At 60.8% G+C, this 23521-nt stretch carries 19 protein-coding genes; 8 read left to right on the top strand and 11 right to left on the bottom strand.

From position 1 onward, the window contains the following. Positions 1–85: 85 nt before the first annotated feature. Complete coding sequence (locus tag ABLU50_RS08010) at positions 86–409, bottom strand: hypothetical protein (protein WP_171879697.1); 324 nt, start codon at positions 407–409, stop codon at positions 86–88. A gap of 152 nt (positions 410–561) precedes the next feature. Here ABLU50_RS08010 and ABLU50_RS08005 point away from each other — a divergent pair, with 152 nt between their 5' ends. Both ABLU50_RS08005 and dcuR read left to right on the top strand, forming a co-directional pair. Then, positions 562–2178 carry a sensor histidine kinase gene (locus ABLU50_RS08005; RefSeq protein WP_032455987.1) on the top strand — a complete coding sequence of 539 codons (1617 nt, stop codon included), beginning with the start codon at positions 562–564 and terminating at the stop codon, positions 2176–2178. Further along, a complete protein-coding gene (dcuR, locus tag ABLU50_RS08000; protein WP_017900307.1) occupies positions 2175–2894 on the top strand; it encodes a two-component system response regulator DcuR in 720 nt (239 codons plus the stop codon). Before ABLU50_RS08005 ends, dcuR begins: the two co-directional genes overlap by 4 nt. Here the strand turns inward: dcuR and ABLU50_RS07995 are convergent. Further along, a complete protein-coding gene (locus ABLU50_RS07995; RefSeq protein WP_060655762.1) occupies positions 2875–3825 on the bottom strand; it encodes an FAD:protein FMN transferase in 951 nt (316 codons plus the stop codon). The two genes, dcuR and ABLU50_RS07995, sit on opposite strands and share 20 nt — an antisense overlap. 65 nt (positions 3826–3890) lie before the next feature. Further along, positions 3891–6668 (bottom strand): flavocytochrome c, encoded by a 2778-nt coding sequence (locus tag ABLU50_RS07990; protein WP_032455986.1) that lies wholly within the window; start codon positions 6666–6668, stop codon positions 3891–3893. A 642-nt stretch (positions 6669–7310) separates the two neighbouring features. On the opposite strand from ABLU50_RS07990, the gene ABLU50_RS07985 reads away from it, so the two are divergent. The 3 genes from ABLU50_RS07985 (at position 7311) to ABLU50_RS07975 (ending at position 12310) form a co-directional block, all read left to right on the top strand. Further along, positions 7311–8822, top strand: a complete 1512-nt coding sequence (locus tag ABLU50_RS07985; protein WP_049092623.1) for an anion permease — start codon at positions 7311–7313, stop codon at positions 8820–8822. 54 nt (positions 8823–8876) lie between these two features. Then, positions 8877–10529, top strand: a complete 1653-nt coding sequence (gene fumA, locus ABLU50_RS07980; protein ID WP_048294808.1) for a class I fumarate hydratase FumA — start codon at positions 8877–8879, stop codon at positions 10527–10529. 164 nt (positions 10530–10693) lie between these two features. Next, complete coding sequence (locus tag ABLU50_RS07975) at positions 10694–12310, top strand: mechanosensitive ion channel domain-containing protein (protein WP_117434978.1); 1617 nt, start codon at positions 10694–10696, stop codon at positions 12308–12310. 640 nt (positions 12311–12950) lie between these two features. On the opposite strand, the gene pcaC is transcribed toward ABLU50_RS07975, so the two are convergent. The 6 genes from pcaC to ABLU50_RS07945 are packed head-to-tail and all read right to left on the bottom strand — an operon-like array spanning position 12951 to position 18015. Then, the gene (pcaC, locus tag ABLU50_RS07970) at positions 12951–13340 is read right to left on the bottom strand and encodes a 4-carboxymuconolactone decarboxylase (RefSeq protein ID WP_004886998.1); all 390 of its coding nucleotides are present in this window, start codon (positions 13338–13340) and stop codon (positions 12951–12953) included. Beyond that, positions 13330–14097, bottom strand: coding sequence for a 3-oxoadipate enol-lactonase (gene pcaD, locus ABLU50_RS07965; RefSeq protein WP_004887001.1), 768 nt, complete (start codon positions 14095–14097; stop codon positions 13330–13332). The genes pcaC and pcaD overlap by 11 nt, the downstream gene beginning before the upstream one ends. Continuing rightward, positions 14087–15439 (bottom strand): 3-carboxy-cis,cis-muconate cycloisomerase, encoded by a 1353-nt coding sequence (locus ABLU50_RS07960; RefSeq protein ID WP_087832878.1) that lies wholly within the window; start codon positions 15437–15439, stop codon positions 14087–14089. The genes pcaD and ABLU50_RS07960 overlap by 11 nt, the downstream gene beginning before the upstream one ends. A gap of 9 nt (positions 15440–15448) precedes the next feature. Further along, complete coding sequence (gene pcaF / locus ABLU50_RS07955; protein ID WP_087832877.1) at positions 15449–16651, bottom strand: 3-oxoadipyl-CoA thiolase; 1203 nt, start codon at positions 16649–16651, stop codon at positions 15449–15451. A gap of 10 nt (positions 16652–16661) precedes the next feature. After that, complete coding sequence (locus ABLU50_RS07950; protein ID WP_004887008.1) at positions 16662–17318, bottom strand: 3-oxoacid CoA-transferase subunit B; 657 nt, start codon at positions 17316–17318, stop codon at positions 16662–16664. Positions 17319–17328: 10 nt separating this feature from the next. Beyond that, on the bottom strand, positions 17329–18015 hold the full coding sequence (locus tag ABLU50_RS07945) for a 3-oxoacid CoA-transferase subunit A (RefSeq protein ID WP_004887011.1): 687 nt from the start codon (positions 18013–18015) through the stop codon (positions 17329–17331). Between the two features lie 169 nt (positions 18016–18184). Here ABLU50_RS07945 and ABLU50_RS07940 point away from each other — a divergent pair, with 169 nt between their 5' ends. After that, entirely contained in the window at positions 18185–18991 is an 807-nt protein-coding gene (locus ABLU50_RS07940; protein WP_049116847.1) for an IclR family transcriptional regulator C-terminal domain-containing protein, read from the top strand. Here ABLU50_RS07940 and smrA read toward each other — a convergent pair. Then, a complete protein-coding gene (smrA, locus tag ABLU50_RS07935; RefSeq protein WP_004887017.1) occupies positions 18988–19551 on the bottom strand; it encodes a DNA endonuclease SmrA in 564 nt (187 codons plus the stop codon). The two genes, ABLU50_RS07940 and smrA, sit on opposite strands and share 4 nt — an antisense overlap. A 101-nt stretch (positions 19552–19652) precedes the next feature. After that, entirely contained in the window at positions 19653–20561 is a 909-nt protein-coding gene (locus tag ABLU50_RS07930) for a LysR family transcriptional regulator (protein WP_087832876.1), read from the bottom strand. Between the two features lie 166 nt (positions 20562–20727). Between ABLU50_RS07930 and ABLU50_RS07925 the strand changes: the two genes are divergently transcribed. Both ABLU50_RS07925 and ABLU50_RS07920 read left to right on the top strand, forming a co-directional pair. Further along, complete coding sequence (locus tag ABLU50_RS07925) at positions 20728–22038, top strand: M20 family metallo-hydrolase (RefSeq protein ID WP_087832875.1); 1311 nt, start codon at positions 20728–20730, stop codon at positions 22036–22038. Further along, complete coding sequence (locus ABLU50_RS07920) at positions 22038–23483, top strand: M20 family metallopeptidase (protein WP_087832874.1); 1446 nt, start codon at positions 22038–22040, stop codon at positions 23481–23483. The genes ABLU50_RS07925 and ABLU50_RS07920 overlap by 1 nt, the downstream gene beginning before the upstream one ends. Positions 23484–23521: the final 38 nt, after the last annotated feature.

The following is a 23521-nucleotide window of genomic DNA, read 5'->3' as shown; positions in this document are numbered from 1 at the left end:
CCGCGCTTTACCGCCGTCGGGGTCACAGTTTACCGTCCCGATCGCCCGTTCACGGGCAATTGCCGATTATCTGTACAATCCTGTCTCAGCTCTCATCTTCGCCGTCCGCCTGCATGGCCAGCCAGAAGGATTGCTGACAGAGGTTATAAAATTGTTTGCGCATTGGCTGCACCACCAGGCCGGCGCTATCGATAACCTGCCACTCGATCCAGCACTCCGGGCAGGAGGCGGCATCCTGTTGCGGAAGTTCGAGTTCGTAGCGGTGCTGGATCACCACCCCGCTGCGATGTCGCCAGCGCGCGATCTGCCACTCTGCTTCCGCTTCATGGTCCTGTTCACGATGCTGTGCCAGTCGTTCAACGTGCTGTTGCCGGAGAATATCCCGGACCAGAGATGCCAGTTCCATCATGTCTGCCTTAAGCCTGTGGTGAAAAGCGACAGTTTATCGTGGACGGGACGAGGCTACCGTAGCAAAAGCGGCCTTTTGCTTTGATTACACGGCTTTATGAATGCCACGCTATCAGCGATAATAATCGTTTACTGACTCTATCCGGGATCGTCATGAAGGCATCAGAGCACCCGCCTCGCGTTCGTCAACGCGCCTTACCGTTAAAGCTGAGCACCGCCGTCTCCTTGATGATCGGCAGCGTGATCGGCGCCGTGCTGCTGCTGGTCTATGCCCTGTGGTATATGCAGATCAGCAATGCCACTCGCGATGGTCTGAAAGAGACCGCGCTGGCGGTGGCGCGCACCATGGCCGATATGCCGCAGGTGAAGCGCGGACTGGAGGCGCCGCCGCAGCAGCAAATTATTCAGCCGCTGGCGCAGGCCATCACCCGGCGCAACGACCTGCTGTACGCTATCGTCACCGATATGCAGGGTATTCGCTATTCGCATCCGGACAGCTCAATTATTGGCAAACCCTTCATCGGCCACGATATCCAGCCGACGCTGCAGGGAAAAGAGAACGTGGCCATTAACCACGGCGTGCTGGCCCCGGCGCTACGGGTGTTTACCCCGGTGTTCAACGATCAGCATCAGCAGATTGGCGTGGTGGTGGTCGGCATTTCGCTGAGTAAAGTGGACGAGCAGATCGCCAACAGCCGCTGGGACGTGCTGCTGACCATCCTGTTCAGCGCGCTGGTTTGCGCCCTCGGCACCTGGAGCCTGGTGCGCGGCCTGAAGCGCGTCCTGCTGGGGCTGGAGCCGCACGAAATCTCCACTCAGTTTCAGCAGCGTCAGGCCATGCTGCACGCCCTCAAGGAGGGGGTGGTGGCCGTCGATGCCCATGGTGAGGTTAACCTGATCAACCCGGCGGCGCGCGAGATCCTCTTTTCCGGGCCGGACAAGACGCTCGCTCATACCCCGCTGCTCGCTGACCTGCAGACGGTTTTGCACAGCGGCGAGCCGATGTACGACCGCGAGCTGGGATGCAATGGCCTGTTGCTAATCAGCAACACGGTGCCTATCCGCAGCCAGGAGGCCGTGGTCGGCGCCATCTGTACCTTCCGCGATAAGACCGAAGTCAGCCAGCTGCTGCAGCGGCTGGACGGTATGATGAGCTATGTCGATGCCCTGCGCACCACCTCCCATGAATTTATGAATAAACTGCACGTGATCCTCGGCCTGCTGAATATGAAAAGCTATGGCAAACTCGAGGAGTACGTGCTGCAGACCGCCCATCGCTACCAGGCGGACATCGGCGATATTCAGCACCGCATAAAATCCCCGGTGGTCGCCGGCTTTCTGATAAGTAAAATGCAGCGCGCCACCGAGTGCGGCTTTACCCTTAAGCTGGCGGAAGAGAGCCTGGTGCCGGATTGCCCGAATGAGAAGCAGGTCACCGTGCTGGTGACGGTACTGGGTAACCTTATTGAGAACGCGCTGGATGCCATGAACGGTCAGGCGGAGGGCGAGATCGGCCTGCTGCTGCACTATCAGGACGGCTGGCTAAGCGGTGAAGTGAGCGACGACGGGCCGGGGATCCCGGAAAACAACATCGACGCTATCTTTAACAAAGGGTTCTCCACCAAAGGCGAGAATCGCGGCGTCGGGCTGTTTCTCGCCAACCAGCAATTACGCGAGCTGGGCGGCACCCTCGCCGTCGAGTCGGAACCCGGCGTATTTACTCAATTTTTTGTTCATCTCCCCTGGGATAGTAAAAGGAAACGTGCGTGATAAATGTGTTGATTGTTGACGATGATGCCATGGTGGCCGAACTGAATCGCCTGTACGTGGCAAGGGTTCCCGGCTTTCGTTGCAGCGGGAGCGCTTCGACGCTCAGTCAAGCCCAGGAGATGATTAACGATCCGCAACAGGAGATCGATCTGGTGCTGCTGGATGTCTATATGCAGCAGGACAGTGGGCTCGATCTGCTGCCGACTATCCGTCAATCGGGGCGCGCCATCGACGTCATTATGATCACCTCAGCGGCGGATGCCGCCACGGTGCAGACCGCCATGCATTACGGGGTAGTCGATTACCTGATCAAACCCTTCCAGTTTCCCCGTTTTGAAGAGGCGCTCACTACCTGGCGGGAGAAGCGCAAGCTGATAACCGGCCAACCCTATTACGAGCAGGCCGACGTTGACCGCCTGCTGCACGGCGGCACGCCGGAGGCCAGCGACGCGCGCAAGCTGCCCAAGGGGCTTACCGCGCAAACCCTGCGCACGCTGTGCCAGTGGATTGACGCCCACCCGGACGTTGAATTCTCTACCGATGAGCTGGCGGCGGCGGTGAATATCTCCCGCGTTTCCTGCCGTAAGTATCTGATCTGGCTGGCGCAGATCAATATTCTCTATACCACTATCCACTACGGCGCCACCGGGCGGCCGGTCTATCGCTACCGGCTGGTGGCCGAACAGTACAGTTTGCTTAAGCAGTACAGTCAATAACGTGGTAGCCGCTATCCAGCGGCGCAAAGCGCAATCGCTGCGGCGATGAAAGTATAATGTCGCGATTTTTGGTGACGAAAATCGCGTCGATATCCTGCCGTTGACGCAGCGCTGCGCAGCCTTTCTCGACGCCGAGGCCGAACAGCAGCGTGGTCCAGATATCGCCGTCTAAAGAATCAGTGGAAATCACCGTGACGCTGTCGAGTTCGTTATCCAGCGGGTAACCGCTGCGCGGGTCGAGAATATGGTGCCAGCGCCTGCCATCCTGCTCGAAATAACGTTCGTAGGTGCCCGATGTGACTACCGACTGTCCGTTAACCGTCAGAGAGCCGATCAGCGCCTGCGCATCGGCAAACGGTTTTTTCAGGCCAATGGCCCATTCGCCAAGGGTATGCACGTTGCCGCCGAGGTTGATCAGCGCCTTTTCCACCTGCTGCTGACGAAGATAATCACGCACCCGGTCAGCGATATAGCCTTTGGCGATCGCCCCAAGATCCAGCTCCATCCCCGGCTGCTGAAGAAACACGCTGCAGGTTGCCTCATCCAGGATCACCTCTTGCGGGCGGGTCAGCGCCAGCCGGGCCCTGATTTCGCCGGCGTCAGGCACGCTGTGTCCCTGAAAGCCAATTCGCCACAGCTTCACCAGCGGCCCAATCGCGAGGTTAAAGGCGCTGTCGCGCACCATGCTGGCGGCTTTGGCGCACTGAATGAGCTGAAAGACCGGGCGGCTGACCGTCACCGGGTGACGTCCGGCGGCGTGGTTGATATCCATTACCTGCGACTCGGCGCGGTTAACGGTAAGCAGATCTTCGTAGCGTTTGATTAACTGAAATACGCGGGAGGCCAGCGCCTCATCATGGTTGCAGAGTTTGAGCAGGATGGGAGAACCCATCAGAACGGTGGAGTAGCTATAGACGCGGTTATCAGACATCGGGCTCTCCTTAGAAGGGATAAGCCGGGCGGCGAGAGCGCCAGCCCGGCATCAGCAATTACGTCTTATCCTCTGGCGCGTTTCGCCGCCTGGCGACCCGCGAGGGTGCCGAAGATGATGATATCCGCCACCGCGTTACCACCGATACGGTTGCCGCCGTGGATCCCGCCGACCACCTCACCGGCGGCGTAGGCGCCGCGGATCGGCTGCCGGGCAACGTCCAGCACTTCGCCATCGGTGTTAATGGTCACGCCGCCCATGGTGTGGTGCACCCCCGGGGCGATACGGATGGCATGGAACGGACCTTCGTTAATCGGCGCGCGCAGCGCGGTGGTACGGCCAAACTGTTCATCATGCTGTTTTTCCACCGCCCCGTTGTAGCACTCGAGGGTGGCGAGGAAGGCATGGTAATCCATCCCCAGTTTATCCGCCAGTTCACGCGGCGAGCTGGCGCTGGTGACGAAGCCTTTGGCGATGTACTCATCGGCGGCTTTGTTTTTCGCCCGCACATGTTCGTCAAAGACGATGTACGCATAGTGTTCCGGTAGGGCGATAATCGCCGCGGAGACTTTATCGCGGGTCTCCATTTCGTTGAAGAAGCGGTTACCCTGCTGGTTGACGAGGATCGCCCCGCCGCCGCGAATCGACTCGGAAATCAGATAGGAGGTCTGCTGTTCAACGGTCGGGTGGATTTGAATTTCGCCCATATCCACGGTACCGGCGCCAATGCGCTCCAGCAGCGCGATACCGCTCCCGGTGGCCCCTTTGTGGTTGGTGGTGACGAAGCCTTCGAGGTCAGGACGATACTTCACCACCATCGCACTGTTGGCGCTGAAGCCGCCGGTGGCCACCACAATGCTTTTAGTCTGGATCTCTACGATCTCGTTTTCGTCGTTGATCAGACGCACACCGCTGACTTCATCGCCGCTCATCAGGATCTCTTCCACCGAGGTATCCAGCAGGACGTCGATGCCGCGTTTGGTGATGTTGCGCACCAGGCCGCTAATCAGATAGCCGCCGACCGCTGACCCGTCGCGCGGACGGTGGGTGCGGTCAATGCTCATCCCGCCGGTGGTGGTGATATCATTAAGCATAATGCCGCGGTCCGCCAGCCATTCAATGGCTTGCGGGGCATTCTCCACAAAGCGGCGCAGCAGCTGCGGATTGTTTTTATTGTGCCCGCCCCTCAGGGTTTCCTGATAGAACAGCTCTTTGCTGTCCTGAATGCCTTTCACGCGCTGGAAGCGGGTCTCCGCGGCGTTCATCCCGGCGGAAGCCTTGATGGTGTTCCCGCCAATGGTCGGCATTTTCTCGACGATCAGCACGCTGGCGCCTTCGTCGTGAGCCTGAATGGCGGCCGCCAGGCCGGCGCCGCCGCTGCCGACGACCACCACATCATAGCTTTTCGGCGCGGCGTCATTGCCGCCCTCTTCCGCCGCCAGCGCTTTGCTCGATTTCAGCATCGCTTTGGCGACCGCTTTTTTCACCGCCTCGCTCTGGCTGGTGGCCCCGGAAATGGCGTCGACGTGCGGGGTATTGGCGGTGAGAATACGTTCGCGGATCTCTTCGAAGCTGGTGGTGAACTCCACGGTCTGCACCGGGCTCGCCGCCAGTTCGATATCGGCGATATGGTCATTTTCGAGGCTGACGTTGATCACCAGTTCATTGGCGTCATCCTGAACGGTTTCAACAAACATCCCCGGCTTAAATTTAGCGTCGCCCATGCTCATGTCGCGGATCATCGCTTCCACCAGCGAGAAGCGCCACAGCGGTTCCGGAATGTGCAGCGCTTCGCGCTGGGTGCTGTCGATAAACAGCTCCAGCTCTTCACCCGCGGCGATACGAGCCGCCCAGTCAGGATAGGCGATGCAGGCGCGGCCCACAGCGATCAGGTCATAGCCGTGATCGAGGCCCAGCTCGGCATCGGCAACGTTAACCACCCCGCCGACGCCCATCACCGGCACCTGAGCCAGAGTGTCAGAGCGCATGGCGCAGTATTTCTCGATCAGCGGCGTCGGGTCGCTGGTATCGACGATAGAGGGACGCAGGGTCGCGCCCACCGAGAAGTGCAGATAATCGACGCCGCGAGCGGCCAGTTTTTCCAGCAGATACATGGTGTCATCGAAGCGGATCCCCGGGACCTCCATCTCTTCTGGCGAGAAGCGGTAGCCGATGATAAAGGCATCGTCAGCGTACTGGCGGGCCATTTTATGGGTGATGTCGAGAACCGCCAGCGGGAAACGGGCGCGATTGTCGCGGCTACCGCCCCATTCGTCGTCGCGCTGGTTGGAGTTTGGCGAATAGAACTGCTGAATAAGGTAGGTGTTGGCGCCGTGAATTTCGACCCCATCGAAGCCGGCAAGGATAGCGCGGCGGACGCCCTCGCCAAACTTGGCGATCATCCCCTCCACTTCTTCTCCGCTCAGCGCCCGCGGCATCGCGGCGCCCTCACGCGGGGCGGCGATGGCGCTCGGCGCCACGGGCTGACGTCCGCCAATCAGCTGCGGGTCGACCATGCGGCCGCCGTGATAGATCTGCAGAATCGCTTTCGAACCTTCCGCTTTAATTGCTTCAGCGATTTTCGCCAGGCCGGCGATTTTTTCATCGTTATCGATACCGATAGCGCCCGGGAAGGCCAGACCGTAGTCATCAATAAAGCAGCACTCAACAATAATGGTGCCGATACTGCCGGCGCGGGCGCGGTAGTACTCCACCAGCTCGCTGGTGACAGTCCCGTCGAAATAACCGGTGCAGGTGGTCATCGGCGCCATCAGCAAACGGTTTTTCAGCTCCGTACCATTTGGTAAAGTAAATGGCTGCAAAATACGTTCGTTACTGGTCATAAGTTACGCTCCAGATTTTGAAATATTAAAAATTCAGAATGGGGTGACGGAATCATTAATGGTTGTGTTTTTTTAATTCCTGTTGCCATGCTAATAATATAGCGACTTTTTTAGTTACCAAATCAATTACGTTAGTTATAAAACTATTTAACCCCAGCAATAACATCGCTACCCCTATTGTATTATTAAAATAATAAATAGCATTTACATAATACAAATGAAGGATAACATTTTAGATACTTGCGTTAACATTCAAAACGACCAGCCATCAAAATTATTTGTCATTATTTCAAAGACATACACATGCATAGAGTAAAAAAAGCATTAGTTGTACATTTTTTATTTTAACATTTATCGATATTTTCGCCAAAATAACACCTCATCAGATAGGGTTATATCGAAAATAAAAAAATAGTGAGATCACCTGCTTTTCTTGATCTCGATCAATTGCAACGACCATTGAAAGCGCAATATATAAATAACCAACAAATTTAATTTAACGCCCATCAAACCGCGTTAAATAATCGCCACGACGATACTCAGAAACGCAAAACAAAAACTAAAGTAACTTTTGTAATTAAAGAAATCACTGAGCGCATCGCTGGCGGAAACGTTATTTTCAACAACTTGCAGATACTCATTATGAAAGAGAAAAAGACAACCATACCGCCTGCCGGTGCAGTCAATCCAACGACTGCGAATAAAAAACGTCTCCTGATGATGGCGCTGCCGATTATCGTTGCTGTGCTGTTACTCTTCGTCCCGGTCCCGGACGGCCTGCCGCCGTACGCCTGGCACTACTTCGCTATCTTCGTCGGGGTGATCGTCGGGTTGATTTTTGAACCACTGCCTGGCGCCGTTATCGGCATCACCGGCGTGGTGGTCATCGCCCTGTGCAGTCAGTGGCTGCTGTTCAGCCCGGAACAGATGGCCGCACCCGGCTTCAAAATGGCTGGCGCCTCCTTTAAGTGGGCGGTGAGCGGCTTCGGCAACTCCACCGTGTGGCTTATCTTCGGCGCCTTTATGTTCGCCGCCGGCTACGATAAAACCCAGTTCGGCCGCCGCCTGGCGCTGATTCTGGTGAAATATCTCGGCCGTCGCAGCCTGACGCTGGGCTACGCCATCACCTTCGCGGATCTGCTGCTGGCGCCGTTTACGCCGTCGAATACGGCGCGCAGCGGGGGCACCATTTACCCAATTATCGCCAACCTGCCGCCGCTGTACGGTTCAAAACCGAACGATCCGAGCGCGCGTAAAATCGGTTCCTATCTGATGTGGGTAGCGATCACCGCCGCCTGTATCACCAGCTCGATGTTCCTGTCGGCACTGGCGCCGAACCTGCTGGCGCTGGCGTTGGTAAAAAGCATCGTCGGTATCAATATCTCCTGGGGCACCTGGTTCATCGCCTTCCTGCCGCTTGGCGTACTGCTGATCCTGACCATGCCGCTGCTGGCCTACTGGTTCTACCCGCCGGAAGTGAAAGTCAATAATGAAGTGCCGCTGTGGGCCGCTCGTGAACTGGAAAAACTGGGCAAACTGTCGCGCAATGAGATCCTGCTGCTGGTGTTCGTCTGCTTCGCGCTGATGATGTGGATCTTCGCCGCCGACTGGATTGAACCGGCCCTGGCCGCCCTGCTGGTTATCGTGCTGATGCTGTGGACCGGCGTGCTCTCCTGGAGCGATATCACCAACAATAAAGCGGCGTGGAACACCTTTGTCTGGTTCGCCACCCTGGTGGCGCTGGCCGATGGCCTCTCCTCCACCGGCTTTATCGCCTGGCTGGGTAAAGAGGGCGGCGCGCTGATGAGCGGTATCTCCCCGGGGATGGCCACCATCGTCCTGCTGCTGGCGTTCTACCTGCTGCACTATCTGTTTGCCAGCACCACCGCGCACACTACCGCGCTGCTGCCGGCCATGCTGACCATCGCCGCCACCATTCCGGGAATGAATATGGAAGTGTTCGTTCTGCTGATGGTGACCTCGCTGGGCGTGATGGGGATCATCACCCCGTACGGTACCGGCCCGAGCCCGATCTACTACGGCAGCGGCTATCTGCCGACCAAAGATTACTGGCGCCTCGGCACCATCTTTGGCGCCATCTTCCTGGCCGCCCTGCTGCTGATTGGCTATCCGTGGATGTCCATGATGTTCTGATTCATAACCGCCGGGAGCACCCCGGCGGTTTTTATCTTTATGGAGTAAGTGATTATGTCGACTAAACCGTTTGTTTATCAGGATCCATTCCCGCTGGCGCACGACGATACCGAATACTATCTGCTCAGCAAAGAGCACGTCTCCGTCGCCGAGTTTGACGGCCAGGAAGTGCTGAAAGTGGAACCGCAGGCGCTGACCCTGCTGGCGCAACAGGCCTTCCACGATGCCGCCTTTATGCTGCGCGTCTCCCATCAGCAGCAGGTGGCCTCGATTCTGCTCGACCCGGAGGCCAGCGATAACGATAAGTATGTCGCCCTGCAGTTCCTGCGCAACTCGGAAATCGCCGCCAAAGGCGTCCTGCCCACCTGTCAGGACACCGGCACCGCCATCATCATGGGTAAAAAAGGCCAGCGCGTCTGGACCGGCGGCGGCGACGAAGCCGCCCTGGCGCAGGGCGTGTACAACACCTATACCGAAGATAACCTGCGCTACTCACAGAACGCCCCGCTGGATATGTATAAAGAGGTCAACACCGGCACCAACCTGCCGGCGCAGATCGATCTCTACAGCGTAGACGGCGACGAATATAAATTCCTGTGCATGGCGAAAGGCGGCGGTTCCGCCAATAAAACCTATCTCTATCAGGAAACCAAAGCGCTGATCACCCCGACGAAGCTGAAAAACTATCTGGTCGAGAAGATGCGCACCCTCGGTACCGCCGCCTGCCCGCCGTACCACATCGCCTTTGTCATCGGCGGGACTTCGGCGGAAGCGACGCTGAAGACCGTCAAGCTGGCCTCCACCCGCTACTACGACGGCCTGCCGACCGAAGGCAACGAGCACGGTCAGGCGTTCCGCGATGTGCAGCTTGAACAGGAACTGCTGCAGGAAGCGCAGAACCTCGGCCTCGGCGCGCAGTTCGGCGGCAAATACTTCGCCCACGATATCCGGGTGATCCGCCTGCCGCGCCACGGCGCCTCCTGTCCGATCGGCATGGGCGTCTCCTGCTCCGCCGACCGCAACATCAAAGCCAAAATCAACCGCGACGGCATCTGGATTGAGAAGCTGGAGAGCAATCCAGGAAAATATATCCCTGAACATCTGCGTCAGCAGGGCGAAGGCAAGGTGGTCAGCATCAACCTGAATCAGCCGATGAGCGAGATCCTGGCGCAACTATCTGCCCATCCGGTTTCCACCCGCCTGAGCCTCAACGGCACCATTATCGTCGCCCGCGATATCGCGCACGCTAAGCTGAAAGAGCTGCTCGACAACGGCGAGGAACTGCCGCAGTACGTGAAAGATCATCCGATCTACTACGCCGGCCCGGCCAAAACGCCTGCCGGTTACGCCTCCGGCTCCCTCGGCCCGACCACCGCTGGCCGCATGGACTCTTACGTCGATCTGCTGCAGTCCCACGGCGCGAGCATGGTGATGCTGGCGAAAGGCAACCGCAGCCAGCAGGTCACCGACGCCTGCCACCAACACGGCGGCTTCTACCTCGGCAGCATCGGCGGCCCGGCGGCGGTGCTGGCGCAACAGAGCATCAAGAGCCTCGAGTGCGTGGCCTACCCGGAACTGGGGATGGAGGCTATCTGGAAAATCGAAGTGGAAGATTTCCCGGCGTTTATTCTCGTCGACGATAAAGGCAACGATTTCTTCCAGCAGATCCAGAACAAGCAGTGCGCTGGCTGTAAACAGCACGGCTAACACCCCCTTCTGGCGCTAACAGCAGGCCGTCGCCGTTCAGGTGACGGCTTTTTTTATGCCCGCGCCGCGCCAGCTTGAATTCACTTCCTGCCAGGCTATGCTCAACTACAAGTCCTACCTTGCTTGCTGAAAAATAACAATAATTCTCTTTCTCAGGTGCTTCTATGAACAGGATAAGCGTGGTTATCCTCTGGGTACTGGCGCTGCTGGCGTTACAGCCGGCGCTGGCCGCAGAGCCTCGGCAGCAGCCAACCGCTCTCGAAAAGGCGCGCACGGTATATATTTTCCACCAGCCGGTAGTGATGTTGCAGGCGACCTTTGGCCAGACGACGCCAGAAGAGCGCGTGCTGCGCACCCGCAGCGCCCTGCGCGCATTTACCGAGGATGATATTCGCCAGCCGCTGCGGATCGTGCCGGTTATTCGCTATGGTCAGCCGGGACGGCTGTTTCTGATGAACGGCAAACCGGTGCTGCTGTTGAGCCAGGCGGATCTCGACGAGGGCGATGACTTAACCCTCGACCAGGCGGCCCAGCGGGTGCTGGCGCGGATGGAAGCCCAGCGCACCGGCCTGCAGGAACAGTTCAATCAACGCTATCTGCTGATCTCCGCCGGTAAGGCCCTCGCCGGGGCGCTGCTGCTGGCGCTGTTTTACTACGGCGCTTTCCGCGCCTGGCGGCGGGTACGGCGCTTTTTCCAGCTGCGGATCCTCGAAAAGCGCAGCGCTATTCCTCAGCACTGGCGGCGCTTTCTCGGCAATATCGAGGTCCGATTGTATGCCGCGCTGGCGATCCTCGTCGGTGTCCTGGCCTGTTACATCTGGCTGAGCTGGGCCTTCAGTCTGTTTCCCTGGACGCGCGTATGGAGTGAATCGCTGGGTGACTGGTCGCTGGGGGTGATCCGCGATATCTCGCTGTCGATTGTCGCTTCCCTGCCGGGGCTGATGATCGTGGTGCTTATTTTTCTCATTACCTGGCTCATCATTCGCCTGGTGAAAGTGGTTCTCAACCAGGTCGCCGCCGGCCGCATTCAGGTTCCCGGCATTCATCCGGAGACCGTGAGCGCTACCCGTCGGCTTATCTCAGTGGTCATCTGGCTGTTCGCCCTCTCCGCCGCCTACCCGTTTCTTCCCGGCGCCAACTCCCTTGCCTTCAAGGGCATCAGCGTGTTCTTCGGCCTGATGCTGACCCTCGGCTCGACCGGGGTAATGAACCATGCGATGAGCGGCCTGGTGCTAATCTACTCCAGGGCGCTGCGTAAAGGCGACTGGATCCGCCTCGCTGACAATGAGGGACAGGTCAGCGAGATTGGCGTGCTGGCGACCAAGATCCTCACCCGTGAGAATTACATCGTGACGGTACCGAACGCGGTGGTGGTGAGCGGCAAGATTGTCAATCTCAGCGCCGAGAGCAGCGACGGCGGGTTCAATCTCACTACCAGCGTCACCATCGGGTACGATACGCCCTGGCGCCAGGTTCATGCGCTGCTGGAGCTGGCGGCGAGACGCACCCCCGGTGTCGATCAGCAAATTGCGCCGGTGGTGCGTAAGCTGGGGTTGCTCGACTGGTACACCTCGTATGAGCTGCAGGTGCGCTTATTACCCGCGACGAAGCTGCCAGATGGCCGTAACGCGTTACACAGCAGCATTATTGATGTGTTTAACGAATTCGGGGTGCAGATTATGTCGCCGAACTATGTGATGCAGCCCCGAGCCGCAGTGGTGGTGCCGCAGGAAGCCTGGTACGCCGCCCCGGCTGTCGCGCCGCAGGAGCCTGAGAAATAAGGGTTAACGTAGCGGGAATGTGGCCGGGTGGCGGCTACGCCTTACCCGGCCTACAGGATCCTCTCGCAAGCTTACACTTCGCAGGCCCGGCAAGCGCAGCGCCGCTGCGCAATCTATCGGCGCCGTACCCGCCATTATGCCGGGTGGCGGCTACGCCTTACCCGGCCTATGTACGTACGACCTGCCGTTAATTTATTCACCATTGTTGCTGAAACTGCCGATGCTGGCGGCCTCAAAATCGCTGAGACGTTCCCGGAAGGCCGGGGCAGCCCGCATGGATGCGGGCTGAGGGCCGTGTTTTGCAGGGACGCTGCCTCGGCCCGACCCGATGCCTGCAGGGATAAGTCGAAGGCACCACGCAGTGGCGATTTTGCTGGCCGGAGCCCGGGGGTACAGGGGGCTGCGGCGACTGGCCGCCCCCTGTGCGCTCCCTGCGCCATAAGAGACATAACGCAGAAGATCAACCGGGAGCGCAATCTGCCCGGAATTAACATAGAGGTTGTAGCCCTGCCAAACGTTATGGCCCTACCAAACATAGTGCGAACAGGGACATTTCCGGTTGTGCCGTTATTTCGCCGGGTGGCGGCTACGCCTTACCCGGCCTACAACAACTGCCGGGCAATCCGACTCGGACGACGACTTAACCCCGCCCGGCGTCGATGTCGTCAAACACCTGCTGCGCCAGATGCATCGTGGCATTGGCCGCCGGCAGCCCGCAATACAGCGCAGAGTGCATGATCAGCTCTTTCAGCTCATCGCGGGTCACCCCGTTGTTAAACGACGCGCGTAGATGCATCTTCAGCTCCGCCTCGCGATTGAGAGCGATCAGCATGGCAATGGTGATCATGCTGCGGGTGTGGTGGTCGAGCCCCGGACGCGTCCACGTCTCACCCCAGGCGTAGCGGGTGATAAAGTCCTGAAACTCGTCATTCAACGGCGTCAGATGCTGCAGGGTACGGTCGACGTGGGCGTCGCCCAACACTTTGCGCCGCACAGCCATTCCGTCCTGGTAGCGCTGTTTATCCTCCATGGCGTTCTCCCTGGAAAAAGCTCAGCAGCGCTGAAGTAAAGCTTTTCGCCGCCTCAATGTTTGACAGATGCGATGCCGGCAGAACCACCACCTGGGAAGCGGGGATCTGCTGCTGCAGAAAATTGGCGTCAGCGACCGTGGTGACAGGGTCACTTTCCCCGGCGATGATTAACGTCGGCAGCGGGATCTGCCCCACTTCGCCCCGCAGGTCGGCGGCGGCCAGCGCCTCACAGCAGGCGGCATAGCCTTCGGCATCGGTATGGGTCAGTTGGTGACACAGGGCCTCCACCACCTCCGGCGCCTTCTGGCGAAACGCGTGGGTGAACCAGCGGTCCGCCGCCCCGGCGGCCACCACCGCCATTCCTTCCTGGCGTACCGCCCGCGCCCGCGACAGCCAGCTGGCCTGATCGCCGATGCGCGCCGCGGTGTTGGCGACGGCCAGACCATAAAAACGCTCTGGCGCAAAGCGGCCCAGCCACAGACCGGTCAGACCGCCCATCGAAATCCCGCAGAACCAGGCCCGGTCGATATTCAGATGATCTAGCAGCGCAATTACATCTTCCCCCAGCTGGGCGAGGGTCACTTTGCCATTTTTCGTCGTTTTACCGTGGCCGTGGGTGTCGTAGCGCAGCACTCGGAAATGGGCGGTTAGCGCCTCAATCTGCGGCTGCCACATCGCCCGGGTGGTGCCCAGCGAGTTGGAGAGAACGATAACCGGCGCACCTTCCGGTCCGTCGAGTTGATAATCAAGATTCATCATGTTGCTCCTGATAACGCGCCAGCACCTGGCGCACAAAGCGTTCGGCGCTGCCGGTCGCCGTTGCCGGGTCCAGCAGCGTGGTTAAGCGTTCGCGGGAGAGATACTGGCTGACCTGCGGATCCGCCGCGAGCAGCTCGACCAGTGGACAGTGGCGGTCCAGCGCCTGACGGCACAGCGCCTCAATATGATGATGCGCCTCGGCTTTGCCGATGAATTCCGCCAGCGCCAGGGTCACCGCCTCAGCCATGATCAGCCCGTGGGTGATATCGAGATCGGCGCGCATCTTCTGCGGGAAGACCTGCATGTCGCGCACCAGCGCCTCGCTTTGCGCCAGCGCCCCGCCCACCAGGGTAATCAGCTCCGGCAGGGTCTCCCACTCCGCCTGCCAGCCGCCCAGCGCCCGCTCGTGCTGCTGAATCTGGCAGGCGTAGAGGGTCGCCATCAGCCCCGGCGTGCGCTGGGCGGCGGTCAGGATCGCCGCGCAGGCCACCGGATTGCGCTTATGCGGCATCGTCGACGAGCCGCCGCGCCCTTCCGCTACCGGCTCGCCCACCTCAGCCACTTCGGTCTGCATCAGCAGGGAGAAGTCGTTAGCGAATTTCCCCAGGGTGCCGCAGACCCCGGCGAACCAGGCGCCCGCCTCCAGCAGCCGATCGCGCTGGCTGTGCCACGGGGTGTCCGGCAGCGTCAGACCGAGATTCTGCGCCAGCGCCTGGCCAACCGCCGGTCCTTGCGCTTTCAACGCGTCCAGGGTTCCCGCGGCGCCGCCAAACTGCAGCACCAGCAGACGCGGACGCATCTCTCGCAGCCGCTGCTGCCAGCGCAGGAGCGCGTCGAGGGTACCCGCCAGCTTCAGGCCAAAGGTCACCGGCAGCGCGTGCTGCATCCAGGTCCGGCCCGGCATCACGGTATCGCGATAACGATCCGCCTGCCCGGCGAGGGCCGCCAACAGCCGTTCAAGGAGTCGCTCTGCGGCATCCAGCGCCCCGCGCAGCTGGAGCACCAGCCCGGTGTCGATAGCGTCCTGACTGGTGGCGCCCCAGTGAACGTAGCGCGCGGCGTCCGGATCCCGCGCTTTTACCTGGGCCGTCAGCTGTTTCACCAGCGGGATCGCCAGATTTCCCGCCCCCACCGCCGCCTCGCCGAGGGCGGTAAAATCGATCGCCTCGTGGCGGCAGGCGGCGACAATCGGCCCGACCGCCGCCGTCGGCACCATGCCGCAGGCGGCCTGCGCCTGGGCCAGCGCCGCTTCAAAATCCAGCATGCCCTGCACCCGCTGCGCGTCGCTGAACCAGTCGGTCAGCGGACTGCTGCGCAGCATCGGGGTCAACAAACTCATTCTGGCTCCTTAAACACGTTCAATAATCAGGGCGATCCCCTGCCCGACGCCGATGCACATGGTGCACAGCGCGTAGCGGCCGCCGGTCCGTTTCAGCTGGTAAGCCGCGGTCATCGCCAGGCGGCCGCCGGAGGCGCCGAGCGGATGCCCCAGGGCGATCGCCCCGCCGTTGGGGTTCACATGGGCGGCATCGTCCGGTAAGCCCAAATCGCGGGTCACCGCCAGCGCCTGGGCGGCGAAGGCTTCATTCAGCTCGATGACATCCATCTTGGCTAACGTCAGGCCGGTCTGCGCCAGCACCTTCCGCACCGCCGGCGCCGGGCCAAAGCCCATAATGCGCGGCGCCACCCCCGCCGTCGCCACGCCGACCACCCGGGCCAGCGGTTGAAGATCGTTGGCCGCCAGCGCGGTTTCGCTGGCCAGCAGCAGCGCGCAGGCGCCATCGTTAACGCCGGAGGCATTCCCGGCGGTGACGCTGCCGTCGGCGCGCACCACGCCGCGCAGTTTAGCCAGCGCCTCCAGCGAGGTGCTGCGCGGGTGTTCATCGCGGCTAAACCGCAGCGGCTCGCCTTTGCGCTGCGGCACCTGGACGGCGATCAGCTCATCGGCGAAGCGTCCTGCCTCCTGGGCCGCGGCGGCGCGCAGTTGACTGCGTAGAGCGAACGCGTCCTGATCGGCGCGGGAAATGGCAAACTCATCGGCGACGTTTTCCGCCGTCTCCGGCATGGAATGGACACCGTACAAGGCTTTCATCTGCGGGTTAATAAAGCGCCAGCCGATGGTGGTATCTTCCATCTGCATGTTGCGGCTAAAGGCGCTCTCCGCTTTACCCATCACAAACGGCGCCCGGGACATGCTCTCCACCCCGCCGGCGATCATCAGCTGCGTTTCACCGCTTTTAATCGCCCGCGCCGCGACGCCGATCGCGTCGAGGCTGGAGCCGCACAGGCGGTTGATGGTGCTACCGGGCACGCTCTCCGGTAGCCCGGCCAGCAGCAGCGCCATGCGCGCCACGTTGCGGTTGTCTTCCCCGGCCTGGTTGGCGCAGCCCAGAATCACATCGTCAATGCGCGAGGGATCCAGCCCCGGGTTACGCTCCAGCAGCGCTTTCAGCGGCAGCGCCGCGAGGTCATCGGCGCGCATCGTCGCCAGAGTACCACCAAAACGGCCAAAGGGTGTACGCACCGCATCACAGATAAATGCCTGATTCATCATAGGTTCCTTACGCGCTTTCCGCCAGTTGTTCAAAGGTCAGCGTCACCGGAGTGATGCGCTGCAGCTCTTCAAAAGAGAGACCGTTAAAGATTTCCCGCACCACCGGGCCGCGGTCGGTAATGTCGATCACCGCCAGGTCGGTATAGATCCGGCTAACGCAGCCGACCCCGGTCAGCGGATAGCTGCACTGTTCCACCAGCTTGCACTCGCCGTCGCGGGTCAGATGGTCCATCATCACAAACACCTGGCGAGCGCCGATGGCCAGATCCATCGCCCCGCCGACCGCCGGGATAGCGTCCGGCGCGCCGGTGCTCCAGTTGGCGAGATCGCCGCTGGCGGAGACCTGATAGGCCCCCAACACGCAGATATCGAGATGGCCGCCGCGCATCATGGCAAAGGAGTCGCCATGGTGGAAATAGCAGCCGCCCTGCAGGAGGGTGACGTACTCTTTTCCGGCATTGATCAGCTCCGGATCTTCTTCGCCAGGCAGCGGTTTCGGCCCCATGCCCAGCAGGCCGTTCTCGCTATGCAGGAACACCTCTTTGTCGGCGGGCAGGTAATTGGCAATCCGGGTCGGCAGGCCAATACCGAGGTTAACGTAAGCGCCTTCGGGGATATCGCGGGCCACGCGCTGGGCCATTTCGTCACGGGTCAGTTTTTGCATCTCGGGTTCCTCAGGCGCGTTGTGCGGCAGTCAGGTTTTCCAGCGAGAAGAGGCGCTGGACGAAAATGCCGGGGGTGATAATGTGTTCAGGGTCGAGGTCGCCCAGCGACACCAGCTGCGAGACTTCAACGATGGTGGTTTTCGCCGCCGTCGCCATAATCGGGCCAAAGTTGCGTGCCGCCTTGCGATACACCAGGTTGCCCCAACGGTCGCCCTGGTGAGCTTTAATCAGCGCGAAATCGGCTTTGATCGGATACTCCAGCACATAGTGGCGGCCGTCGATTTCCCGCGTCTCCTTCCCTTCCGCCAGCGGCGTGCCGTAGCCGGTGGGGGTAAAGACCGCGCCCAGCCCGGCGCCGGCGGCCTGGATCCGCGCCGCGAGGTTGCCCTGCGGCACCAGCTCAAGCTCCACTTTGCCGCGGCGATAGAGGTCATCAAAAATCTGTGAATCGACCTGGCGCGGGAAGGAGCAGATCATTTTGCGCACCCGGCCAGCCTTCAGCAGCGCCGCGAGCCCCACTTCTCCGTTACCGGCGTTGTTGTTAATGATGGTCAGGTCGCGGGCGCCCTGGTCTATCAGGGCGTCAATCAGAAAGGTCGGCTGGCCGGCAGGACCAAAGCCGCCGATCATAATAGTCGCCCCGTCGTGGATCCCGGCGATGGCCTCGCTCAGCGTCGATACGCTTTTATCAATCATCAGGTCGCTCCATTGATGTGCGGTAATCGCACTTTTATTCGTTGTTCGCACAAAATGTGACCCGCTTAACGATGTCGGTCAAGGGCGATAATCGAAATATGGTGCGATAATCGAACATCGGTTATCTTTAGCGAAAGAATGTGATCGATGGCAAATATGGGGAACAGAAATGGATAAGCATCCAGACGATTTACTGACCGGCGACGGCGATCCGTTTAAGGGCGATCCTAACTTTATGGCCTCGCTGGCGCGCGGCCTGGAGGTCATTCAGGCATTCACGCCGCAGCGGCCCCTGCTGTCTATCTCACAGATCAGTCAGAAGACCGGTATTCCGCGCGCCGCGGTGCGCCGCTGCCTGTATACCCTGAGCAAGCTGGGGTTCGTCTATGCCGAAGACGGTAAAAACTTTCAGCTACGGCCGCGGATCCTGTCCCTCGGTCACGCCTGGCTGGCCTCGACGCCGCTGGCGCGTTCGGCGCAGCCGGTGCTGCGGCATCTGAGCGAAATGCTCAACGAGTCCTGCTCCATCGCCACCCTCGATGGCGACGATATTCTGTATATCGCCCGCGCCTCCAGCTCGCGGATCATGACCATCGACCTCGATATCGGCAGCCGCCTTCCGGCGTGGGCGACCTCGATGGGCCGGGTGCTGCTCAGCCATCAGCCAGAGGAGAAGCTCAACGATATGCTGGCCAGGGTAACCATGATCCGCTATACCCCGCAGACGGTGGACTCGGTGGCGAAGCTGCGCGCCGAACTGAAACGGGTGCATCAACAGGGGTATGCCCTCAACGATCAGGAGCTGGAGATGGGCCTGCGCTCCCTCGCGGTACCGCTGTTTAACGCCCAGGGTCAGGTGCAGGCGGCGCTGAACGTCGGGGTGCATGCGGGCCAGATGTCGGCCCGCGAAATGATCGACCGCGTGCTGCCGGAGCTGCAAAAAGCCGCCCGCGAGCTGACGCTGCTGATGCGCTAACGGCTGCGCTTGGCGTGCTGCTCCCAGGTCTCCTGCTTCGCTTCGGCCGATTTACGCAGCGCGACATAGCAGGCGCCGCTGCCGCCGTGGTGCGGAAGCGCGGCGCAGAAGGCCTGCACCTCCGGCAACTCTTCCAGCCAGCGCGCCAGATAGCTGCGGATGATATTGGCGTGGGATTGATCGTCGCGGCCTTTGCCGTGAACGATCAGCACATTGCGTAAGCCCTCTTTCTGCGCCTGCACCATAAAGGCGAAGAGCATCTGCCGGCACTGCTCCACCGGCTGGCGCAGCAGGGAGAGGCTCGCCTGCTGGCCGTATTTCCCCCGCCGCAGCTTATCCAGCACGCCGCTCTGCAGCCCTTCACGCTTAAACTCCAGCGGCGTGGCGAGCGGTACGATATCGAGATAGCCGGTAGTGAGAAAATTATCCAGTTGCAGGGTGTCGACGCGCTGCGGGGCGCGACTGTTGCGCCCGGGATGCCAGTGCACGTCATTGTTACGTTTCAGGGGCTGGACATCTTCCATGGCGTCAAGAAACAGGGATTTGTCATCAAGGTTCATGGGCTCTCCTCCAGCGGCTGTCGCCAGCTACTATAGCCGCCTCGCGCTCCCCCCTCAATGCGTTTAGCCCCGTCTGCTGGCAAAGTGAGCGTGACGGGCGGTTAAGAAAACCATTGTCGACTCTGACGGCGAAACAGGGTGATTAATGACGCCGTTAGCGGCGTCTGTCGGGTGTCGCGCCGCTGGATCAGAAAATAGGCCGCCGTCGGCAATGCTTCGCGGACGGGGATCATCATCAGCTTGTCCGCCATCAGCGGATCGTTGCCGAGCTCCACCGGCAGGATACTGAGAAAATCGCTTTTCACCACCAGGCTGATGCACGACGAGAAGGTCTCGCACACAATATTCACCTTTGGCGCCAGCCCGGCCTGATTAAACCTGTCCTGCAGCTGTTTAAAGTAGCTGCCGCGCGGCGTCGGCATGGTCCAGTGGTGATCCATCAGCTCCACCAGCGAGGTGGCCTGCGCCGCCGGATGCCCCACGCGAGCGAACACCGCGAACGGTTTCTCAAACAGTTTTTCAAAGCTGAACTCATGGTCGTATGGCCCGGGATAGTAGGTATTGATGGTGAAATCCAGCTCTCCCTGGCGCAGCTCATTGATCATCGCCAGCAGCTGGCCCTCCATGATCCGCACCTTCACCTGAGGATGCTGCTGATGAAAGCGGCAGATCACCGACGGCATCAGCGACCGGGCGACGCTGGCGCCAAGGCCAATATTGATCTGCCCGGCCTGCTCTCCCTGACGCTGCAGCAGTTCATCCTGCGCCGCCCGCAGCTCCTCAAGGATCAGGCTCGCATGTTGATAAAAACTTTCGCCATTGTCAGTCAGCGCCACCCCCTGGCGGCGGCGGACGAACAACTGAGCGGAAAGCCCCTCCTCGAGCTCTTTAATCGCTTTGGTCAAGGCCGGCTGCGAGATCGCCAGCGAGCGGCTGGCGCCGCGAATACTCCCTTCCCGGGCCACCTCGACGAAGGCGCGAATTTGATGAAATTTGATCTGAAAGGCCATGCTTTTGGTGATAACCGTTGTTTATCAGACGCAAGAAAATGACATCTACTGTAATCCATCAGGCTGTGGCAGGTTAAGAGCGTTAAGACCTGTAGCGTGTCAGTGATAAATAAAAGCTATCACATCGTGAACGCCATCACATTTTTTACTTATGACAGGATAAGCTATGCCGCAACTTGATGAATACCTGCGCCAGCTGGCGCCAGCCATGACCCAATGGCGCCGCGATTTTCACCTGCACGCTGAATCCGGCTGGCTGGAGTTTCGCACCGCCAGTAAGGTGGCGGAGATCCTCGACGGGCTCGGCTACCAGCTGGCGCTGGGGCGCGACGTCATCGATGCCGACAGCCGGATGGGGCTGCCGGATGAGGAGACCCTGGCCCAGGCTTTCGAGCGCGCCCGCGAGCAAGGGGCGCCGGAACGCTGGTTGCCGGCGTTTGAAGGCGGGTTCGCCGGCATGGTGGCGACGCTCGACACCGGACGTCCCGGCCCAACCCTGGCCTTTCGCGTCGACATGGACGCCCTCGACCTCAATGAGCAGCACGATGACAGCCATCGCCCCCATCGCGACCATTTCGCCTCCTGCAACGCCGGCATGATGCACGCCTGCGGCCACGATGGGCATACCGCCATCGGGCTGGGGCTGGCGCATGTGCTCAAGCAGTATGTCGCCCAGCTCAATGGCGTCATTAAACTGATTTTCCAGCCTGCTGAAGAGGGTACCCGCGGCGCCCGCGCGATGGTGGCCGCCGGCGTGGTGGACGAGGTGGACTATTTTACCGCCATCCATATCGGCACCGGCGTCCCGGTCGGCACCGTGGTGTGCGGTGGCGACAACTTTATGGCCACCACCAAATTCGATGTGCAGTTCAGCGGCGTGGCCGCTCATGCCGGCGGCAAGCCTGAAGATGGGCGCAACGCGCTGCTCGCCGCCGCCCAGGCCGCCCTTGCCCTGCACGCCATCCCACCGCACAGCGCCGGCGCTTCGCGGGTCAACGTCGGGGTGATGCAGGCCGGCACCGGACGCAACGTGGTGCCCTCCTCGGCTCTGTTAAAAGTGGAAACCCGCGGCGAAAGCGAAGCCATCAACCAGTATGTTTTTGACCGGGCGCAGCACGTCATCGCCGGGGCCGCGGCGATGTATCAAGCCGGGTACGAGTTACGCATGATGGGGGCCGCCACCGCCAGCGCCCCGTCGCCGGCGTGGGTGGCGTACCTGCGCGAACAGGCCGCGCGGGTGCCCGGCGTGCAGCAGGCGGTGGATCGCATCGCCGCCCCGGCGGGATCGGAAGACGCCACCCTGATGATGGCCCGGGTCCAGGCGCGCGGCGGCCTTGCGTCATACATGATATTCGGCACCGAACTGAGTGCCGGTCATCACAACGAGAAGTTTGACTTCGACGAGAGCGTAATGACGGTCGCGGTCGACACCCTGGCGCGCGTCGCGCTTAACTTTCCCTGGCAGCGGGGGGTGTGATGGACCCGATTTTTCAGTTTGTTGAAGAGGTAGTTGAGGCAAGCCGCGAGACCTATTGCGCCATCGCCGATGATATCTGGGACCACCCGGAGACGCGCTTTGAGGAGTTCTGGTCCGCCCGGCGGCTGGCGGACGCCCTGGAAGCGGAAGGTTTCCAGCTCACCCGTGATGCTGGCGGGATCCCCAATGCTTTTATCGCCAGCGTCGGCGAGGGCCAACCGGTTATTGCCCTGCTGGGCGAGTTTGACGCCCTGGCGGGTCTCAGCCAACAGGCCCATTGCGCGCAGCCGACATCGTCAACGCCGGGGGGCAACGGTCACGGCTGCGGGCACAATCTGCTCGGGACAGCGGCTTTCGCCGCGGCGGTTGCCGCCAAAAAATGGCTGCAGCAGCACGGCGGCGCGGGTACCCTGCGCTTCTACGGTTGCCCGGGGGAAGAAGGCGGCTCGGGCAAAACGTTCATGGTGCGCGAAGGGCTGTTTGATGACGTCGATGCGGCCCTCACCTGGCATCCGGAGGCCTGGGCCGGGATGTTCAGCACCCGCACTCTCGCCAACATTCAGGCGGCGTGGCGCTTTACCGGCACCGCCGCCCACGCCGCCAATTCGCCGCACCTGGGGCGAAGCGCCCTGGACGCGGTCACCCTGATGACCACCGGCAGTAACTTCCTGAATGAACATATTATCGAGAAGGCGCGGGTTCATTACGCCATTACCGATACCGGCGGCGTCTCGCCCAACGTCGTCCAGGCCCAGGCGGAAGTGCTGTATCTGATCCGCGCCCCGGAGATGGCAGATGTAGAGCAGATCTTCGCCCGCATTGAGAAGATTGCCCAGGGGGCCGCGCTGATGACCGAGACCCACGTCAGCTGCCGCTTTGAAAAAGCCTGTTCCAGCTATCTGCCCAACCGCACGCTCGAAGCGGCGATGTATCAGGCGGTAGCGCATTACGGCACGCCGGCATGGAGCGACGACGATCGCGCCTTTGCCGCGGCGATCCGCGCCACTCTCAGCGCCAACGATATCAACAACAGCCTGAACAATATCGCCGGCACCGGCGGCGAGGCGGGGAAAACCTTCGCTCGTCGCCACCGCGATACGCTGCTGATTGATGAGGTGGCGCCGTGGGCGGCCACGGATACGATTCTCGCCGGCTCCACCGACGTCGGCGACGTCAGCTGGAAAGCGCCGGTGGCCCAATGCTTCAGCCCCTGCTTCGCGGTGGGTACCCCGCTGCACAGCTGGCAGCTGGTGAGCCAGGGACGCACCGCCATCGCCCATAAAGGGATGCTGCTGGCGGGGAAAGTCCTCGCGGCGACGGCGATCCGTTTATTCAGCGACCACGCGCTGCTGGAGGCCAGCCAGCGAGAGCTCTGGCAGGCGCTGTCCGAACATCCTTACCGCTGCCCGATTCCGGCGGAGGTGAGACCGTCGGTTTTACGATAACCATAAGACCAGACCGCTCCTGACAGACGCTGACCGGC

Source organism: Klebsiella sp. GG_Kp173, from assembly GCF_040062415.1.
In the GTDB taxonomy this organism is placed as follows: Bacteria; Pseudomonadota; Gammaproteobacteria; order Enterobacterales; family Enterobacteriaceae; genus Klebsiella; species Klebsiella quasipneumoniae.
Note: the sequence above shows the minus strand (reverse complement) of the source record. Positions and strands in the feature narration are given on the sequence as shown.

Coding starts and splice junctions, on each gene's coding strand:
- ABLU50_RS08010 (WP_171879697.1), bottom strand. CDS start 409: ATGATGGAACTGGCATCTCTGGTCCGGGATATTCTCCGGCAACAGCAC.
- ABLU50_RS08005 (WP_032455987.1), top strand. CDS start 562: ATGAAGGCATCAGAGCACCCGCCTCGCGTTCGTCAACGCGCCTTACCG.
- ABLU50_RS07995 (WP_060655762.1), bottom strand. CDS start 3,825: ATGTCTGATAACCGCGTCTATAGCTACTCCACCGTTCTGATGGGTTCT.
- ABLU50_RS07990 (WP_032455986.1), bottom strand. CDS start 6,668: ATGACCAGTAACGAACGTATTTTGCAGCCATTTACTTTACCAAATGGT.
- ABLU50_RS07985 (WP_049092623.1), top strand. CDS start 7,311: ATGAAAGAGAAAAAGACAACCATACCGCCTGCCGGTGCAGTCAATCCA.
- fumA (WP_048294808.1), top strand. CDS start 8,877: ATGTCGACTAAACCGTTTGTTTATCAGGATCCATTCCCGCTGGCGCAC.
- ABLU50_RS07975 (WP_117434978.1), top strand. CDS start 10,694: ATGAACAGGATAAGCGTGGTTATCCTCTGGGTACTGGCGCTGCTGGCG.
- pcaC (WP_004886998.1), bottom strand. CDS start 13,340: ATGGAGGATAAACAGCGCTACCAGGACGGAATGGCTGTGCGGCGCAAA.
- pcaD (WP_004887001.1), bottom strand. CDS start 14,097: ATGAATCTTGATTATCAACTCGACGGACCGGAAGGTGCGCCGGTTATC.
- ABLU50_RS07960 (WP_087832878.1), bottom strand. CDS start 15,439: ATGAGTTTGTTGACCCCGATGCTGCGCAGCAGTCCGCTGACCGACTGG.
- pcaF (WP_087832877.1), bottom strand. CDS start 16,651: ATGAATCAGGCATTTATCTGTGATGCGGTGCGTACACCCTTTGGCCGT.
- ABLU50_RS07950 (WP_004887008.1), bottom strand. CDS start 17,318: ATGCAAAAACTGACCCGTGACGAAATGGCCCAGCGCGTGGCCCGCGAT.
- ABLU50_RS07945 (WP_004887011.1), bottom strand. CDS start 18,015: ATGATTGATAAAAGCGTATCGACGCTGAGCGAGGCCATCGCCGGGATC.
- ABLU50_RS07940 (WP_049116847.1), top strand. CDS start 18,185: ATGGATAAGCATCCAGACGATTTACTGACCGGCGACGGCGATCCGTTT.
- smrA (WP_004887017.1), bottom strand. CDS start 19,551: ATGAACCTTGATGACAAATCCCTGTTTCTTGACGCCATGGAAGATGTC.
- ABLU50_RS07930 (WP_087832876.1), bottom strand. CDS start 20,561: ATGGCCTTTCAGATCAAATTTCATCAAATTCGCGCCTTCGTCGAGGTG.
- ABLU50_RS07925 (WP_087832875.1), top strand. CDS start 20,728: ATGCCGCAACTTGATGAATACCTGCGCCAGCTGGCGCCAGCCATGACC.
- ABLU50_RS07920 (WP_087832874.1), top strand. CDS start 22,038: ATGGACCCGATTTTTCAGTTTGTTGAAGAGGTAGTTGAGGCAAGCCGC.